The following is a 15,078-nucleotide window of genomic DNA, read 5'->3' as shown; positions in this document are numbered from 1 at the left end:
TCGTCAGGCCCAGCCGAGCCGATGCAGCTCGTCGTCGTCGATCCCGTAGAAGTGCGCGATCTCGTGCACGAGCGTCGTGTGCACCTCGTCGCGCAGCTCGTCCATCGTCGAGCAGCGCTCGAGATGCGCCTCGCGGAACACGATGATGCGGTCGGGCAGCTCGCCGAAGCCGTAGCTCCCGCGCTCGGTGATCGCGACGCCCTCGTAGATGCCGAGCAGATCCTCGGTCTCGTGCCGGTCCTCGACGAGGAACACGACGTTGTCGAGGCCGTCGACCATGTCGTCGGGCAGCTCGTCGAGCTCGTCGGTGACGATCGCCTCGAACTCGTCGGGGCTCACGGGGGAGGGCATCGGCATCGCGGCCACGCTACCCGTCTGCGGCGCGTGCCGCGTCAGCGGCGACGGAGGTTCTGCACGAGCGGGCAGTCGAACGGGTCGCGGGCCTGCAGTCCCACCTCGTTGAGGTAGCGGATGACGATGACGTACGACGCGACGAGGCTCGCCTCGGTGTACGGGATGTCGTGCGTCTTGCAGTGCGCGCGCACGAGGTCGCGCGCCTTCGCGAGGTGCGGCCGGGGCATGCTCGGGAAGAGGTGGTGCACGACCTGGTGGTTGAGGCCGCCGAACAGGGCGGTGGCCCACCAGCCGCCGCGGATGTCGCGGGACGTGCGCACCTGCTTCGTGAGGAAGTCGAGGCGCTCGTCGGCACCCACGAGCGGCATGCCCTTGTGGTTCGGCGCGAACGACGCGCCCATGTAGACGCCGAAGACGGCCAGCTGCACGCCGAGGAACGCGAACGCCATGCCGATCGGCAGCATCGCGAAGAGCGCACCGAGGTACAGCGCCCAGCGAGCAGCCATCATGCCGAGCTCGATCCAGCGACCCGAGACCTGCTCGCGCGAGACCAGCAGGCGCAGGCCGCGGTAGTGCAGGTTGGCGCCCTCGAAGGTCAGCAGCGGGAAGAACAGCGCGCCCTGGCGGCGGGTGATCGCAGCGAGGAGGCCCGTCTGGCGGGCGGCGTCCTCCGGCAGGAACGAGACGGTGTCCCACTCGACGTCGGGGTCGTGGCCGCGGCGGTTGGGGTTCGCGTGGTGGCGCGTGTGCTTCGTCATCCACCAGGCGTAGCTGATGCCGACGATGCCGACCGCGAGGATGCGGCCGAGCCGGTCGTTCGCGGGACCCGATGCCAGGATCTGGCGGTGCGAGGCCTCGTGGCCGAGGAACGCGAACTGCGTGAGCAGGATGCCGAGCGCAGCTGCGACGGCGAGCTGCCACCACGAGTCGCCCAGCAGCACGAAGGCGACGCCGAGGCCGGCGAGCGCGAGGCCGAGGCCCGCGCACAGCAGCACGTAGAACGTGCGGGTGCGTCCCAGCAGGCCGCGGTCCTGCACGCTCGCGCGCAACGAGGAGAAGGTCGAGGGACCGCGGGCGGCGCCGCTGGCCTTCGTCGTGCGGACGGGCCCGAGGCCGTCGAGTGCGATCGTCATCCGTGGGCTCCCGCCGGTCGGTTGCACCGATCCGATCCTTGCCGAGCCGATGACTCCACGGTACGCGACTGCGTATGCCCTACGCAGACTCCATCGACGATGCATGGGGGATGCATGGGTGGCGGTCGTCGACGGGGGACGACGAAGGCCGCCCTCGTTCGAGGACGGCCTTCGCGATTCGGGGTGAGTAACGGGGCTTGAACCCGCGGCCTCCTAGACCACAACCAGGCGCTCTACCAGCTGAGCTATACCCACCATGCGTCGCTCCCTCGCGGGAACAACCAGGACAGTCTACGACAGATCCGAGCCCTTCGACGACAGCGCCTCGGCGAACGATGCGACGACCTCCTCCGAGGCCTGGCGCGCCGACTCGCTCGTCACGTCGTCCTGCGTGAAGACGGCCTTGCGGTAGTACTGCAGCTCGCGCACCGACTCGAGGATGTCGGCGAGCGCACGGTGGCCGCCTGCCTTCTCGGGCGACTGGAAGTAGGCGCGCGGGTACCAGCGGCGCGAGAGCTCCTTGATGCTCGACACGTCGATCGAGCGGTAGTGCAGATGCCTGTCGACGCGCGGCATGTAGCGCGCCAGGAACGTGCGGTCGGTGCCGATCGTGTTGCCGCCGAGCGGCGCCGAGCGCTCGAGCGGCACGAACCGCTGGATGTACTCGAGCACCTGCGTCTCGGCCTCCTCGAGCGCCATGCCGTGCGGGATGAGCTGGTCGAGCCCGCTCGTCGCGTGCATGTTCCGCACGAAGTCGTCCATGTTCGCCATGGCGGCATCCGATGCCTTGATGACGAGCTCGATGCCGGGGTCGATGACCTCGAGCTCGAAGTCGGTCACGAGGACGGCGACCTCGACGAGCTCGTCGATCGACGGGTCGAGGCCCGTCATCTCGCAGTCGATCCAGACGATGCGGTCAGCGGCAGGCACGTCGTCGAGCCTATCCGTCGCGTCGGGGGCCGCGGTCGTCGGCATCGGGCGCGGTCATCGCAGCCGGAACCGCGTGCAGTCGTTCGGGAAGTCGAACCACGCGAGCGCCCGGTGCGGCGTCACGACGCGCAGGCCACCGCCGTCGTCGCCCGACCAGGCATCCGCCTCGGGTGCGTAGCCGTCGTCGTGGTACTTCGCGAAGGCGGCGGCCAGCCGTGCGCCGAGGCCGTCGGCGTCCGCGCGCGTCGCGGTCGATCGACCCTCCACGATCACGACCTCCGTGCCCGACTCGAGCGTGAGCGTCACCGCGGGGTTCGCCTCCGCGTTGCGCGCGTGCCGCGTCGTGGGAGCGCCGTCGTACCAGAACGCGCCGTCGACCCACACGCCCCAGCGAGGCACGACGTGCGGCGTCGCGTCGGGCCGCACGGTCGCGAGCCAGTAGTGCCTCGACGCGACGAGGCGCTGCTCGACGGCCGACCATGGCAGCACGCCCTCGGTCGTGTCGGGCAGGCCGTAGCCCTCGGGCATCGTCGGGCGATCGGCGGACGGGCTCGGTGCGCTGCGCATGCGCGGATCGTCGCAGCGACCACCGACACCGCGGCCGGCGTCCGCCGCCGCGCCTCAGTCGAGCGCCGCGAACGCCGCCCGCACGTCGTCGACGGTCACCTCGGCGAGCGACGCGATCGAGTGCGCCGGCGCGAACCCCGGATCGGGGGAGTGGCTGCGCACGAACCACAGGGTCATGCCGGCCGCGACGACGGCCTGCGAGCCCGGACCCGAGTCCTCGACGCCGATCGAGCGCTCGGGATCCACGCCCAGCAGCGTCGCCGCGGCGAGGTACGCCTCGGGGTGCGGCTTCGGATCGCTCACGTCGTCGCTCGTCACGACGACCTCCAGCGACCCCGCGGGTGCGGCGCGCACGAGCGCGTCGGCGTTCGCCCGCCCGGCGTTCGTCACGAGGGCCGTCGGGATGCCCGCGTCGGCGAGCGCGACGAGCAGCTCGTACGCGCCCGGAAGCCAGGGCACGTCGTCGCCCACGGCATCCGCCACCATGCCCACGGCGCGTGCGCGCAGCTCGGCGTCGGAGCCCGGCATGCCGCGCGAGCGCATGTCGGCCGACCACCACTCCATGGGCTTGCCCACGGAGCGGTCGCAGTCGGCCTGCGTCCACGCCACGCCCTCGGCGGCGCACATCGCCATGAGGGATGCGTGCCACACGGGCTCGGTGTCGACGAGGGTGCCGTCCATGTCGAAGCAGACGCCGCTGAGTGCCATGCGCCCCCGGCGCGACTCGAACGCGCAACCGTCGGATTAGAAGGCCGATGCTCTATCCATTGAGCTACGGGGGCAATGCGTCGATCCTACGAGTCGCCGATGGGCGGCACCGTCGCGGCCTGCGCGCCCTCCGCGCACTCCATAGGACGCTCGCCTAGGGTTGCCGCGTGCTGATCACGACGCTGGCCGCCGCCTCGACCACCGCATCCGACGAGCTCACGGGTGTCGCCGCATGGGCCGTCGGGCTCATGGAGACCATCGGCGCACCCGGCGCGGCGGTCGCGATCGCCGCCGAGAACCTCTTCCCGCCCATCCCGAGCGAGGTCATCCTGCCGCTCGCCGGCTTCACGGCCGCGCAGGGCGGCTTCTCGCTCGCCGAGGCGCTCATCTGGACGACGGTCGGCTCGGTCGTGGGCGCGCTCGCGCTCTACCTCGTCGGCCGCCTGCTCGGCCACGACCGCGTCGTGTGGGTCGCCGAGAGGATGCCGCTCGTGCGCGCCGACGACGTGCACAAGACGACGGCGTGGTTCCGCAAGCACGGCGGCAAGGCCGTGCTCCTCGGGCGCGTGCTCCCCATCTTCCGCAGCCTGATCTCGATCCCTGCGGGCATCGAGCGCATGCCGGTCTGGAAGTTCCTGGCCCTCACGACCATCGGCTCGGGCGTGTGGAACACCATCTTCGTCATGGCCGGCTTCACGCTGGGCCGCAACTGGCACGCGGTCGAGCCGTACGCCGACGTGCTGCAGTGGGTCGTCATCGCCGCCGTCGTCGTCGTGCTGGTGGTGTGGGTGCTGCGCCGCGTGCTCGACGACCGCAAGCGCCGCGCGGCGGGCCTCGACCCGGAGTCGGGCACGCCCGTCTGACACGCCCGGGACGCCTGCCGTGCGGCCCATCGATCGGATCGGGAATGGATGCGGCATGCTCTGAGTTGTTCGAATTCGAAGCAGATGGCGGCGCACTCGGCGCCGGCCACCGCTCCACCTCGATCCCCGCTCAAGGAGTTCCCATGACCGACACCATCACCGCTGCGCAGATCCCGGGCTACACGGCCGGCACGTACGTCATCGACGCGAGCCACTCCACCGTGAGCTTCTCGGTGCGCCACGTCGTCGCCAAGGTGCGCGGCGTCATCGAGCACATCGAGGGCACCATCGTGCTCGCCGACGACCCGGCGGCGTCGACCGTCGAGGCATCCGTCGACCCCGCGACGATCAACACGCGCAACGCCGACCGCGACGCCCACCTGCGCTCGGGCGACTTCTTCGCCACCGACGAGCACCCGCAGTGGACGTTCCGCTCGACGGGCGCACGCGTCGTCGACGGCGAGTACCTCGTCGACGGCATCATCCAGCTGCGCGGCATCGAGCGCGAGATCACCCTGGCCCTCGAGGTCGGTGGCTTCGGCGTCGACGGCTTCGGCAACCCCCGCGTGGGCGCCACCGCCACGTTCACGATCAGCCGCGACGAGTACGGCATCTCGTTCAACACGACCCTCGAGACCGGCGGCCTCATGCTGGGCGACGACGTCAAGGTCGAGGTCGAGATCTCGGCGGTCAAGCAGTAGCGAGACCCTCGCTCGCCGATCTGCGGCGAGTCATCCCTGGCGGAAGCAGTCGATCGCGTCGTCGATCGACCAGAACTCGCCCAGGGAGAGGTATCGATGGCTCCTCGGCAGCAGCCGGCGCGCGCGGAAGCGATCGCCGTCTGCGCCGGGGAGCCTCTCGATGTGGCCGACGACGTCGCCGCTCGGGCGCGTGACGCGCCACATCGACTCGTTGACCTGCGCCATGGCGATGCCGAAGCGCGCTGGCAGATACGCGGTGGTGGTGGACATCCCTGCCTCCCTCTTCATCGCCGGCCGGCCCCGGATGCCTCGAACGTAGGCGCGACCACCGACACGCCGAGCGTCGGGCGTGCCGTCGCGCACCGCTGACGTCGGTCGCGATCGGCACGGCCGCAGCATCGCCGGCCGGTCGCGGCTCCACAGGCGAAGCCCCTCCACAGGAGCGCGATGCCCGTGGCACGAGAGTCGGCGCCGACCGCGATGGTGCTCGCATGACCGATCGCATCACCATCGAGGGCACCGCAGGCTCGAGCCCGCAGCTGCGCACCATCCCGTCCGGACGCCAGGTCGCGAACCTGCGCGTCGCATCCACCCTGCGCAAGCAGGATCCGTCGACGGGCCAGTGGTCCGACGCCGGCACGAACTGGTACTCCGTCGCCGTGTGGGGCGACCTCGCGGCGCACGTCGCCCAGTCGATCCGGCAGGGCGATCCCGTGCTCGTCACGGGCAGGCTCCGCATCACGACGTGGGGCGACGACGACCGCCCCGCGACGACCGTCGAGATCGAGGCCGACGCCATCGGCCACTCGCTGAGGTGGGGCACCACGGCCTTCCAGCGCACGTCGCGCGCGGCGTCGGAGCGCACGACCGCCGCGTCGTCCGCGACCGGCGCTCCGGAACCCGCCGTCGACGCGCAGGGCTGGGCCACGCCGGGCGCGGCCGCGTCGGCCCCCGACCTCGAGCGGACCGACCTCCATCCCGTGCTCGCCGGCGTCGACGACGACGTCCCCTTCTGACCCCCGCGCGCCGACGTGGCAGGCGCGTCGGCGCGCGGGCCCTGGTGGCGATGCGTCGGTAGGCTGGCGCGGGTCGCATCGCGACCGCACGGCGTCGGGATGCCGCACCGTGCACGGGGACTCAGGGGGAGCGCGATGCGTCGCCAGGCAGCACTGCTCGCAACGGGGATGGCCGCGCTGCTCGCGCTCGCGGGCTGCAGCGGCGACGCCGCACCGAGCCCGTCGCCCAGCGCGTCGGCGGCGCCGAGCGAGTCGGCGCCGGCCGAGGAGCTCACGGGCGCTGCGGCCCTGCAGCAGCAGTTCGCCGACGTGCTCGCCGCGAACGACGTCGCAGGCCGCCCCGACGGCGAGGCGCTCGTCGCCGCGCTCGTCGCCGCCGGCTTCGACCAGGCCGCGATCGAGCGCAGCGACGACGTCGACGTGCAGGGCAACCCCGTCGCGCTCATGACCGTCGCCGTGCGCGTGGACCAGGAGTGCCTGCTCGGCCAGGTCGGCCATGGCGAGCCGACGACGACGATCGTGCCCGTCCTCGGCACGGGCACCTGCCTCGTCGCTCCCTTCACGCCCTGATCGCGCGGTCCCGGCCCAGGACCACCGACGCGAGCGCGAGCCCGCCGCGGCATCCGAGCCCCTCGCGGGCCCGTAGACTCGACACCATGGCCGAGTACGTGTTCTCGATGGTGCGCGCCCGCAAGACGGTGGGCGACAAGGTGATCCTCGACGACGTGACCACGGCGATCCTGCCGGGCGCGAAGATCGGCGTCGTGGGTCCCAATGGTGCGGGAAAGTCGACGATCCTCAAGATCATCGCGGGGCTCGACCAGCCCTCGAACGGCGAGGCGAGGCTCTCCGCCGGCTACTCGGTCGGCATCCTCATGCAGGAGCCCGAGCTCGACGAGTCGAAGACCGTGCTCGAGAACGTCCAGGAGGCGTTCGGCGAGATGCGCGGCAAGATCGACCGCTTCAACGAGATCTCCGCCGAGATGGCGAACCCCGACGCCGACTTCGACGCGCTCATGACCGAGATGGGCACGCTGCAGGAGGAGATCGACGCCGCCGACGCGTGGGACCTCGACTCGCAGCTCGAGCAGGCGATGGACGCGCTGCGCTGCCCGCCCGGCGACTGGTCGATCGAGAACCTCTCGGGTGGTGAGCGCCGTCGCGTGGCGCTGTGCAAGCTGCTGCTCGAGAAGCCCGACCTCCTGCTGCTCGACGAGCCCACGAACCACCTCGACGCCGAGAGCGTGCAGTGGCTCGAGCAGCACCTCGCCAAGTACCCCGGCGCCGTCATGGCCGTCACGCACGACCGGTACTTCCTCGACCACGTCGCGACCTGGATCTGCGAGGTCGACCGCGGTCGCCTCTACCCCTACGAAGGCAACTACTCGACGTACCTCGAGAAGAAGCAGGAGCGCCTGCAGGTGCAGGGCAAGAAGGACGCCAAGCTGCAGAAGCGCCTCTCGGAGGAGCTCGAGTGGGTGCGCTCCAACGCCAAGGGCCGCCAGGTCAAGTCGAAGGCGCGTCTCGCGCGCTACGAGGAGATGGCTGCCGAGGCCGAGCGCACGCGCAAGCTCGACTTCGAGGAGATCCAGATCCCCGTCGGCCCGCGACTGGGCTCGCTCGTGCTCGAGGCGAAGGGCCTGCAGAAGGGCTTCGACGACCGCATCCTCATCGACGGCCTGTCGTTCACGCTGCCGCGCAACGGCATCGTCGGCGTCATCGGCCCGAACGGCGTCGGCAAGTCCACGCTCTTCAAGACGATCGTGGGCCTCGAGCCGCTCGACGGCGGCGACCTGAAGATCGGCGAGACCGTGAAGATCTCGTACGTCGACCAGGGCCGCACGAACCTCGACCCGCAGAAGACGCTGTGGGAGGTCGTCTCCGACGGACTCGACTTCATCCAGGTCGGCGCGACCGAGATCCCCAGCCGCGCCTACGTGTCGCGCTTCGGCTTCAAGGGCCCCGACCAGCAGAAGAAGGCCGGCGTGCTGTCGGGTGGCGAGCGCAACCGCCTGAACCTCGCGCTCACGCTCAAGCAGGGCGGCAACCTCCTGCTGCTCGACGAGCCGACCAACGACCTCGACGTCGAGACGCTCGGCAGCCTCGAGAACGCGCTGCTCGAGTTCCCCGGCTGCGCCGTGGTCGTGACGCACGACCGGTGGTTCCTCGACCGCACGGCGACGCACATCCTCGCGTACGAGGGCTCGGACGAGGACCCGTCGAACTGGTACTGGTTCGAGGGCAACTACGAGGCGTACGAGGAGAACAAGGTCGAGCGCCTCGGCCCCGACGCGGCGAAGCCGCACCGCTCCACGTACCGCAAGCTCACGCGCGACTGACATGGGCGAGCCCGCCGGCGCGCGCATGCGCGTCGCCGTGCCGATGCGGTGGCGCGACCAGGATGCGTTCCAGCACGTCAACAACTCGACGATGCTCACGATCCTCGAGGAGGCGCGCGTCCGCGCGTTCTTCCGCACGGGCGACGAGGATGCGCCGGCCACGGCGATCCTCGATCCGGGCCTCGACGCGGGCACGCTCACGCTGATCGCGAGCCACCACATCGAGTACCTCGCGCCCGTGCCGTACCGACGCGCGCCGCTCGAGGTCGACATGTGGTTCTCGCGCATCGGCGGCTCGAGCGTGGAGCTCTGCTACGAGGTGACCGACGAGCCGGGCGGCCGCGTCGCCGTGCGAGCGTCGTCGACGTTCGTGATGGTGGACGTCGAGTCGGGACGTCCCCGCCGTCTCACCGACGAGGAGCGCGCCGCGTGGGCCCCGTTCGTCGGCGAGCCGCTCGCCTTCCGTCGCTGACGGGCGTCGTCGGGCGCTGACGCGGGCGCGGTGCGGCCACTACGCTGGCGAGCACCGACGGAAGGATCCGCGATGACCCAGACCGCTCCCTCGCAGGCGTCGACGACGACGATCGAGCCCATCCCGCACTGGATCGGCGGCGAGCCGCGCATCGCCACGGGCGGGCGCACCGCACCCGTGTTCGATCCCGCGCTCGGCAGGCAGATCCGCGAGGTGCCGCTCGCCACGGCCGACGAGCTGGGCGAGGCGGTCGCGGTGGCGAAGGCCGCGGCGGCCGAGTGGCGCGACACGTCGGTCGCGAAGCGCCAGCAGGTGATGTTCGCGTTCCGTGAGCTCGTCGCCGCTCGCCGGCAGCAGATCGCGGAGCTCATCACGAGCGAGCACGGCAAGGTCGTGTCGGATGCGCTCGGCGAGGTCGCGCGCGGCCTCGAGGTCGTCGAGCTCGCGACGGCCTTCCCGCTGCTCACGAAGGGCGAGTTCACCGAGAACGTGTCGACGGGCGTCGACGTGTACTCGCTGCGGCAGCCGCTCGGCGTCGTCGGCATCATCTCGCCGTTCAACTTCCCGGCGATGGTGCCGCTGTGGTTCGCACCCGTCGCGATCGCGGCGGGCAACGCCGTCGTGCTGAAGCCGAGCGAGAAGGACCCGTCGGCGGCGGTGCTCATCGCCGAGCTCTACCGCGAGGCCGGCCTGCCCGACGGCGTCTTCAACGTCGTGCACGGCGACAAGGAGGCGGTGGATGCGCTGCTGACGCATCCCGACGTCGCGGCGATCTCGTTCGTCGGCTCGACGCCCATCGCCCAGTACGTCTACGAGACGGCGTCGCGCGAGGGCAAGCGCGTGCAGGCCCTCGGCGGCGCGAAGAACCACATGCTCGTGCTCCCCGACGCCGACCTCGACCTCACGGCCGACGCGGCCGTCAACGCGGGCTTCGGCTCTGCGGGCGAGCGCTGCATGGCGATCTCGGTCGTCGTGGCGGTCGAGTCGATCGCCGACGAGCTCGTCGACCGCATCCGGCAGCGCATCGCGGGCATCCGCACGGGCGACGGCCGCCGTGCGTGCGACATGGGTCCGCTCATCACGCAGGTGCACCGCGACAAGGTCGCCGGCTACCTCGACGTCGCGACGGCCGACGGCGCGACGCTCGTCGTCGACGGTCGCGAGGCGGAGTTCGACGGCGAGCCCGACGGCTTCTGGCTGGGCCCGACGCTCGTCGACCACGTCGACCCGTCGTCGGCGGTCTACCGCGACGAGATCTTCGGCCCCGTGCTGTCGGTCGTGCGCGTCGCGTCGTACGAGGAGGGCATGGCGCTCATCGCGTCGAACCCGTACGGCAACGGCACGGCGATCTTCACGAACGACGGCGGCGCGGCGCGGCGCTTCCAGCACGAGGTCGAGGTGGGCATGGTCGGCGTCAACGTGCCGATCCCCGTGCCCGTCGGCTACTTCTCGTTCGGCGGCTGGAAGTCGTCGATCTTCGGCCAGGGCAAGGCGTACGGCCCGCACGGCTACCAGTTCTTCACGCGCGAGAAGGTCGTGACGAGCCGCTGGCTCGACCCGAGCCACGGCGGCGTGAACCTGGGCTTCCCGCAGAACTGACGGGATGCTCGAGCGCGAGCCTCAGCGCTCGCGCTCGAGCGTCGCCCAGATCTCGGTCGAGCCGTGCTCGCCCGTGAAGCCGTTGACGCCGTCGTCGATCAGCACGGCCTCGAGGCGCATGCCGAGTCGCTCGGCGATGCGCGCCGAGGCCTGGTTCTCGTGGTCGAGCACGGCGGTGACGCGGTGCGCGCCGATGGCCCATGCGAGCTCGAGGGCCGCTCGGCCGGCCTCGAGGGCGTAGCCGCGGCCTCGATGCTCGGGCGCGAGGATCCAGCCGATCTCCGCCTGCCTGCCCGCGGCATCCGTGAGCTTCACGACGGTCTCGCCGACCAGGGCTCCGTCGTGCTCGATCGCGATGCCGTAGGCGTCGCCATCCGCCGCGAGCGCAGGCGTCTCGGTCATGCGCGCGCCCATCTGCTCGGGCGTGAGGACGGGTCGCCACAGGTACCGCACGCTGTCCGGATCCGACTGGTACGCGCGGAAGGCGCCCAGGTCGTCGGGCGCGAAGCGGCGGAGCACGAGGCGCTCGGTGCGCAGCGGCAGGGCGGCGTCGATCGTGGCCGTCGCGTCGGCGGGATCGATGGGGGAGACCGGCACGGGTCAGCCCGCGACGGGCAGGCGCACCATGCCCTCCTGCGCGACCGTGGCGACATGGGTGCCGTCCTGCGCGTGCACGCGCGCGAGCGTCAGGCCCCGTCCACCGCCGGTCGACGACACCTCGAGCGACATGAGCAGCCACTCGTCGACCCGCACGGGCCGGTGCCACCACACGGCGTGGTCGAGGCTCGCGACCTTGATGTCGCGCGACGACCAGCCGTAGCCGTGCAGTCGCAGCACGGGCTCGAGGATCGCGTAGTCGGACAGGTACGCGAGGGCCGCGCGATGGATGGCGTCGTCGCCGTCGAGCGGCCCGATCGCCTTGATCCACACGTGCTCGACGCCCGACCGCTGGCGATCCCGGTCGTGCAGGTAGACGGGACCCTCGACGTGGCGGATGTCGAAGGGCCGCCCGCGCGACCAGTGCTGCGCGACAGGGTGGTCGATGCCGCCGAGCAGCTCGGCTGCGGACGGCAGCGACTCGGGGTCGGGCATGCCCTCGGGCATCGGCGACTGCGACTCGGCGCCGCCGTCGTCGTCCTGGAACGAGGCGATCATCGACAGGATCGGCACGCCACCCTGGTACGCCTGCGTGCGTCGCGTGGCGAACGAGCGGCCGTCGTGGATGCGGTCGACCGAGAAGGTGATGGGCTTCGCGACGTCGCCGGGGCGCAGGAAGTAGCCGTGCACCGAGTGGATGCGGCGGTCGTCGGCGACGGAGCGCTGCGCGGCGACGACGGCCTGCGCCATCACCTGGCCGCCGTAGACGCGGCCGAGCGGCATCCAGTGGCTCGGACCGGTGAAGATGTCCTCGCTCGTGCGGGCCCCGGTGTCGACGAGATCGAGCGTCTCGCGCAGCAGGGCCATGGGGTCGGCCGGGGGAGGCGGGGGCATCTCGGGGGCGGCGCTCACGGCTGCCAGCCTAGCCAGCGCGAGCGTGCGCATCCGACGCGCGCGTACGCTGGAGCCATGCCCTCCCTGCTGGCGGTCGACGACCGTGCTCGCGCCGACGTGCGCACGCTGCTGGGCCGCGCCGGCCGCTTCGGCGAGACGAGCGTGCGGCTCACGGCGCACGGCGACGTCGTGCTCGTGACGGTGCCGCTGACGGTGTCGAGCGGCCTGCTCGACGCGGGCCCGACGATCCTCGGCATGCGGGCGGTGCGCATGCGAGACGCCGCCGAGTTCGACGCCGTCGTGCCTGCCGACGCGGTCATGGATGCGCTGGGCGAGGGCGCCGACCTCGACGTGCCGGCCGCGGCGACGCTGCCGGCCTGGGCGTCGGTCTCGGCGCCGCGCACCGGGTGGCGGCCGCTGGGCGACGTCGCTGCCGACGACGTGCGGCTCGGCGCGAGCGCCGCCGCCGCTCGCGTCGAGCGCGAGCTGCCCGCGAGCCCCGGCGACGCCGTGGTGCGCACGGTGCGCCGCTCGGTGTGGAGCCAGGGCCTCGACGGCCACCCGCTCACGCTCGGGCACTGCGCGGCGCTCGAGGGCCTCGGCTTCCTCGGCGCCGATCGCGTCGCCATCACGGGCGTCGGGGCCTGGACGCGCGCGTCCACCCGCCTCGGCGACGTGCTGGTGCGCTGATGCGCTCGCTGACGCCCGACCCCGCGAACCCGTGGCCGCACGACATGGTGCTGCACATCGATCGCGCGAGCAGCGCCATGCTGGCGGCGCTCGCCGTCGCCGAGGCCTGGCGCATCGATCTCGGCATCCCGGCACTCCGGCCCGCGCCGGTCGGCGTCGTCGTCGGCGATCGTCCGCTCGACGCGACGCCCGTGGCGCTCACGGCGTGGCGGGACGCCGTGGCCATGACGGCGACCCCCGACCGCACCGTGAGCGGAGCCGCGTTCGACGCGGATCGCGAGGCAGCGCTCGGCATCGACCACGCTGCGCTCGTGGCCTGGATCGAGCGTTGGCCGAAGCGGCCGCCGACGGGGCCGCTGCACGAGCAGCCGGAGCGCCGCGACGTCGGTGCGACGACGCTCGCCTGGCAGGCGGGTCTCACGCACATCCTGGTGTTCCCGCTCGACGACCGATGGGCCGTGCGGCAGGGCTCGACGCTGCTCGTCGACGAGACGACGCGCCGCGACCCCGCCCGCTACGTCGACGTGCTGCTGGCGTTCGCGGGCGACGCGCTGCCGCGCATCAGCTGAGTCCGCGTCATCGCGCGATCGCGCGCCCGGCGCGCAGGCCGGAGTGCAGGCAGCCGCCGAGGAACGTGCCCTCGAGCGATCGGTAGCCGTGCACGCCGCCACCGCCGAAGCCTGCGGCCTCGCCGACGGCGTAGAGGCCGGGGATGGGCCCGGTCGAGCCGTCCGGTCGTGCGCCGAGCACACGGGCGTCGAGGTCCGTGAGGATGCCGCCGAGCGACTTGCGCGTGACGGTGCGCAGGCGGAAGGCGACCATCGGCGCGTGAGCGTCGTCGGTCAGTCGATGCGGGGGAGCGGTGCGGATGAGACGCTCGCCCACGAGCTCGCGAGCCCGTTCGATGGCGACGATCTGCGGGTCGGTGCCGGGCGCGTCGATGCCGCGGTCGCGCTGCGCGACCGCGCGGCGCACGCGGTCGGCGTCGAGGCCCGGCTCGAGGGCGCGCATGCCGTCGAGCAGCGCGTCGAGCGTCGGTGCGACGACGACGTCCTCGCCGTGGTGCAGGAAGCCCTGCACGCCCGCCGACCCGCTCCGGATGCGGTCGAGCACGAGCCGCAGGCTGCGATCCGAGAAGTCGGGGTTCTGCTCGGAGCCCGACAGTGCGATCTCCTTGCGCAGGATCGTCGACGTGAGCACGAACCACGAGTGCTCGTGGCCGCCGCGCCGCAGGTGCTCGAGCGTCGAGAGCGTGTCGAAGCCCGGGTAGAGCGGCGCGGGCAGGCGGTCGCCGACGCTGTCGACCCACAGACTCGAGGGTCCGGGCAGGATGCGGATGCCGTGATGCGGCCACACGGGATCCCAGTTGGCGAGGCCCTCGGTGTAGTGCCACATGCGGTCGCGGTGCACGACCGCGGCGCCTGCCGCCTCGGCGACGTCGAGGCCGCGGCCGTCGACGTGCGCGGGCACGCCCACGAGCGGCGCGGTCGGCATGGCGCCGAGCCGCGCCGGCCAGTCGCGGGCGACGGAGGCGAGCGCGCCGCCCGTGCCGCCCGTCGCGACGACGACGTGGTCGGCGGTGAGGGCGAACTCGCCCACGACGTCGCGGTTCGACGACTCGCCGCGCACGGCGACGTCGGGCGCGAGCACCGCGCCGCGCGCACCCGTCACGCGTCCGCCGTCGACGATGAGCGCGTCGACGCGGTGGCGCATGCGGATCGTCACGAGGCCGGCATCCACGCCGTCGCGCACCGCGCGCGTGAACGGCGCGACGACGCCCGGCCCCGAGCCCCACGCGATGTGGAAGCGCGGCACCGAGTTGCCGCGCGAGCCGTCGCCGCGCTCGGCGTGCCCGATGACGGGGAAGAAGCGCACGCCCAGGTCGTGCAGCCACGGCCGCGCCTCGCCGGCGGCGAACTGCAGGTACGCCTCGGCCCACTGCCTGCCCCACTCGTCGCCCGCGTCGTCGAAGCCCGCGGTGCGGAGCCAGTCGTCGCGAGCGAGGTCGAGGGAGTCGCGGATGCCGAAGCGTCGCTGCTCGGGGGAGTCGACGAGGAAGAGGCCGCCGAACGACCACCACGCCTGCCCGCCGAACGAGGCGGCGGGCTCCTGGTCGACGATCGTCACGGTGCGGCCGGCGCGCACGGCCTCGCGGGCGGCGACGAGGCCGGCGAGTCCGGCGCCGATGACGAGCACGTCGCTGTGCGGCACGGGA

The 15,078-nt window shown here is 72.3% G+C and carries 18 protein-coding genes and 2 tRNA genes; 9 read left to right on the top strand and 11 right to left on the bottom strand.

Annotated features, from left to right (window positions below):
• Positions 1–3: 3 nt before the first annotated feature.
• The 7 genes from FS793_RS03315 to FS793_RS03285 form a co-directional block, all read right to left on the bottom strand.
• Positions 4–351, bottom strand: coding sequence for a metallopeptidase family protein (locus FS793_RS03315; protein WP_144719747.1), 348 nt, complete (start codon positions 349–351; stop codon positions 4–6).
• A gap of 41 nt (positions 352–392) precedes the next feature.
• Positions 393–1,487, bottom strand: coding sequence for a fatty acid desaturase family protein (locus tag FS793_RS03310; RefSeq protein WP_144718460.1), 1,095 nt, complete (start codon positions 1,485–1,487; stop codon positions 393–395).
• Between the two features lie 182 nt (positions 1,488–1,669).
• Positions 1,670–1,742, bottom strand: a tRNA-His gene (locus FS793_RS03305).
• Positions 1,743–1,778: 36 nt separating this feature from the next.
• Positions 1,779–2,462: an oligoribonuclease gene (gene orn / locus FS793_RS03300; protein WP_144718458.1), complete on the bottom strand. Its 684-nt coding sequence runs from the start codon at positions 2,460–2,462 to the stop codon at positions 1,779–1,781.
• A gap of 9 nt (positions 2,463–2,471) precedes the next feature.
• Positions 2,472–2,984: a pyridoxamine 5'-phosphate oxidase family protein gene (locus tag FS793_RS03295; RefSeq protein WP_144718456.1), complete on the bottom strand. Its 513-nt coding sequence runs from the start codon at positions 2,982–2,984 to the stop codon at positions 2,472–2,474.
• Positions 2,985–3,038: 54 nt separating this feature from the next.
• Complete coding sequence (locus tag FS793_RS03290) at positions 3,039–3,692, bottom strand: HAD family hydrolase (protein WP_144718454.1); 654 nt, start codon at positions 3,690–3,692, stop codon at positions 3,039–3,041.
• 1 nt (position 3,693) lies between these two features.
• Positions 3,694–3,766, bottom strand: a tRNA-Arg gene (locus FS793_RS03285).
• 93 nt (positions 3,767–3,859) lie between these two features.
• Here FS793_RS03285 and FS793_RS03280 point away from each other — a divergent pair.
• Together FS793_RS03280 and FS793_RS03275 are read left to right on the top strand one after the other, a co-directional pair.
• On the top strand, positions 3,860–4,555 hold the full coding sequence (locus FS793_RS03280; RefSeq protein ID WP_260979996.1) for a DedA family protein: 696 nt from the start codon (positions 3,860–3,862) through the stop codon (positions 4,553–4,555).
• A gap of 143 nt (positions 4,556–4,698) precedes the next feature.
• Positions 4,699–5,256, top strand: a complete 558-nt coding sequence (locus FS793_RS03275; protein ID WP_144718452.1) for a YceI family protein — start codon at positions 4,699–4,701, stop codon at positions 5,254–5,256.
• A 30-nt stretch (positions 5,257–5,286) separates the two neighbouring features.
• Here FS793_RS03275 and FS793_RS03270 read toward each other — a convergent pair whose 3' ends face one another.
• Positions 5,287–5,526 (bottom strand): hypothetical protein, encoded by a 240-nt coding sequence (locus tag FS793_RS03270; protein ID WP_144718451.1) that lies wholly within the window; start codon positions 5,524–5,526, stop codon positions 5,287–5,289.
• A gap of 221 nt (positions 5,527–5,747) precedes the next feature.
• Here FS793_RS03270 and FS793_RS03265 point away from each other — a divergent pair, with 221 nt between their 5' ends.
• The 5 genes from FS793_RS03265 to FS793_RS03245 all read left to right on the top strand — a co-directional run bounded on the left by FS793_RS03265 (position 5,748) and on the right by FS793_RS03245 (position 10,682).
• Positions 5,748–6,272 carry a single-stranded DNA-binding protein gene (locus tag FS793_RS03265; protein ID WP_144718449.1) on the top strand — a complete coding sequence of 175 codons (525 nt, stop codon included), beginning with the start codon at positions 5,748–5,750 and terminating at the stop codon, positions 6,270–6,272.
• 135 nt (positions 6,273–6,407) lie between these two features.
• The gene (locus FS793_RS03260) at positions 6,408–6,842 is read left to right on the top strand and encodes a DUF6993 domain-containing protein (RefSeq protein ID WP_144718447.1); all 435 of its coding nucleotides are present in this window, start codon (positions 6,408–6,410) and stop codon (positions 6,840–6,842) included.
• 86 nt (positions 6,843–6,928) lie between these two features.
• Positions 6,929–8,611 carry an energy-dependent translational throttle protein EttA gene (ettA, locus tag FS793_RS03255; protein WP_144718445.1) on the top strand — a complete coding sequence of 561 codons (1,683 nt, stop codon included), beginning with the start codon at positions 6,929–6,931 and terminating at the stop codon, positions 8,609–8,611.
• 1 nt (position 8,612) lies between these two features.
• Entirely contained in the window at positions 8,613–9,083 is a 471-nt protein-coding gene (locus FS793_RS03250) for an acyl-CoA thioesterase (RefSeq protein ID WP_144718443.1), read from the top strand.
• Between the two features lie 72 nt (positions 9,084–9,155).
• Entirely contained in the window at positions 9,156–10,682 is a 1,527-nt protein-coding gene (locus tag FS793_RS03245; protein ID WP_144718440.1) for a CoA-acylating methylmalonate-semialdehyde dehydrogenase, read from the top strand.
• A 21-nt stretch (positions 10,683–10,703) separates the two neighbouring features.
• Here the strand turns inward: FS793_RS03245 and FS793_RS03240 are convergent, their stop codons facing one another.
• Positions 10,704–11,279: a GNAT family N-acetyltransferase gene (locus tag FS793_RS03240; RefSeq protein ID WP_222123685.1), complete on the bottom strand. Its 576-nt coding sequence runs from the start codon at positions 11,277–11,279 to the stop codon at positions 10,704–10,706.
• Between the two features lie 3 nt (positions 11,280–11,282).
• Positions 11,283–12,146, bottom strand: a complete 864-nt coding sequence (locus tag FS793_RS03235; protein ID WP_440130454.1) for an acyl-CoA thioesterase — start codon at positions 12,144–12,146, stop codon at positions 11,283–11,285.
• A gap of 102 nt (positions 12,147–12,248) precedes the next feature.
• Between FS793_RS03235 and FS793_RS03230 the strand changes: the two genes are divergently transcribed.
• Together FS793_RS03230 and FS793_RS03225 are read left to right on the top strand one after the other, a co-directional pair.
• Complete coding sequence (locus FS793_RS03230; RefSeq protein WP_144718438.1) at positions 12,249–12,863, top strand: hypothetical protein; 615 nt, start codon at positions 12,249–12,251, stop codon at positions 12,861–12,863.
• Positions 12,863–13,432, top strand: a complete 570-nt coding sequence (locus FS793_RS03225; protein ID WP_144718436.1) for a hypothetical protein — start codon at positions 12,863–12,865, stop codon at positions 13,430–13,432. The genes FS793_RS03230 and FS793_RS03225 overlap by 1 nt, the downstream gene beginning before the upstream one ends.
• Positions 13,433–13,439: 7 nt before the next feature.
• Here FS793_RS03225 and FS793_RS03220 read toward each other — a convergent pair whose 3' ends face one another.
• Positions 13,440–15,074, bottom strand: a complete 1,635-nt coding sequence (locus tag FS793_RS03220) for an FAD-binding dehydrogenase (RefSeq protein ID WP_144718434.1) — start codon at positions 15,072–15,074, stop codon at positions 13,440–13,442.
• Between the last annotated feature and the right edge of the window lie 4 nt (positions 15,075–15,078).

This window comes from Agrococcus jejuensis, from assembly GCF_007679035.1.
Classification (GTDB): domain Bacteria; phylum Actinomycetota; class Actinomycetes; order Actinomycetales; family Microbacteriaceae; genus Agrococcus; species Agrococcus jejuensis_A.
This window is presented reverse-complemented; position numbering and strand designations above follow the sequence as displayed.

Excerpts from the sequence above, each read along its gene's own strand:
- FS793_RS03315 (WP_144719747.1), bottom strand. The coding sequence starts at position 351 with ATGCCCTCCCCCGTGAGCCCCGACGAGTTCGAGGCGATCGTCACCGAC.
- FS793_RS03310 (WP_144718460.1), bottom strand. The coding sequence starts at position 1,487 with ATGACGATCGCACTCGACGGCCTCGGGCCCGTCCGCACGACGAAGGCC.
- orn (WP_144718458.1), bottom strand. The coding sequence starts at position 2,462 with ATGCCGACGACCGCGGCCCCCGACGCGACGGATAGGCTCGACGACGTG.
- FS793_RS03295 (WP_144718456.1), bottom strand. The coding sequence starts at position 2,984 with ATGCGCAGCGCACCGAGCCCGTCCGCCGATCGCCCGACGATGCCCGAG.
- FS793_RS03290 (WP_144718454.1), bottom strand. The coding sequence starts at position 3,692 with ATGGCACTCAGCGGCGTCTGCTTCGACATGGACGGCACCCTCGTCGAC.
- FS793_RS03275 (WP_144718452.1), top strand. The coding sequence starts at position 4,699 with ATGACCGACACCATCACCGCTGCGCAGATCCCGGGCTACACGGCCGGC.
- FS793_RS03270 (WP_144718451.1), bottom strand. The coding sequence starts at position 5,526 with ATGTCCACCACCACCGCGTATCTGCCAGCGCGCTTCGGCATCGCCATG.
- FS793_RS03265 (WP_144718449.1), top strand. The coding sequence starts at position 5,748 with ATGACCGATCGCATCACCATCGAGGGCACCGCAGGCTCGAGCCCGCAG.
- FS793_RS03260 (WP_144718447.1), top strand. The coding sequence starts at position 6,408 with ATGCGTCGCCAGGCAGCACTGCTCGCAACGGGGATGGCCGCGCTGCTC.
- ettA (WP_144718445.1), top strand. The coding sequence starts at position 6,929 with ATGGCCGAGTACGTGTTCTCGATGGTGCGCGCCCGCAAGACGGTGGGC.
- FS793_RS03250 (WP_144718443.1), top strand. The coding sequence starts at position 8,613 with ATGGGCGAGCCCGCCGGCGCGCGCATGCGCGTCGCCGTGCCGATGCGG.
- FS793_RS03245 (WP_144718440.1), top strand. The coding sequence starts at position 9,156 with ATGACCCAGACCGCTCCCTCGCAGGCGTCGACGACGACGATCGAGCCC.
- FS793_RS03235 (WP_440130454.1), bottom strand. The coding sequence starts at position 12,146 with ATGGCCCTGCTGCGCGAGACGCTCGATCTCGTCGACACCGGGGCCCGC.
- FS793_RS03230 (WP_144718438.1), top strand. The coding sequence starts at position 12,249 with ATGCCCTCCCTGCTGGCGGTCGACGACCGTGCTCGCGCCGACGTGCGC.
- FS793_RS03225 (WP_144718436.1), top strand. The coding sequence starts at position 12,863 with ATGCGCTCGCTGACGCCCGACCCCGCGAACCCGTGGCCGCACGACATG.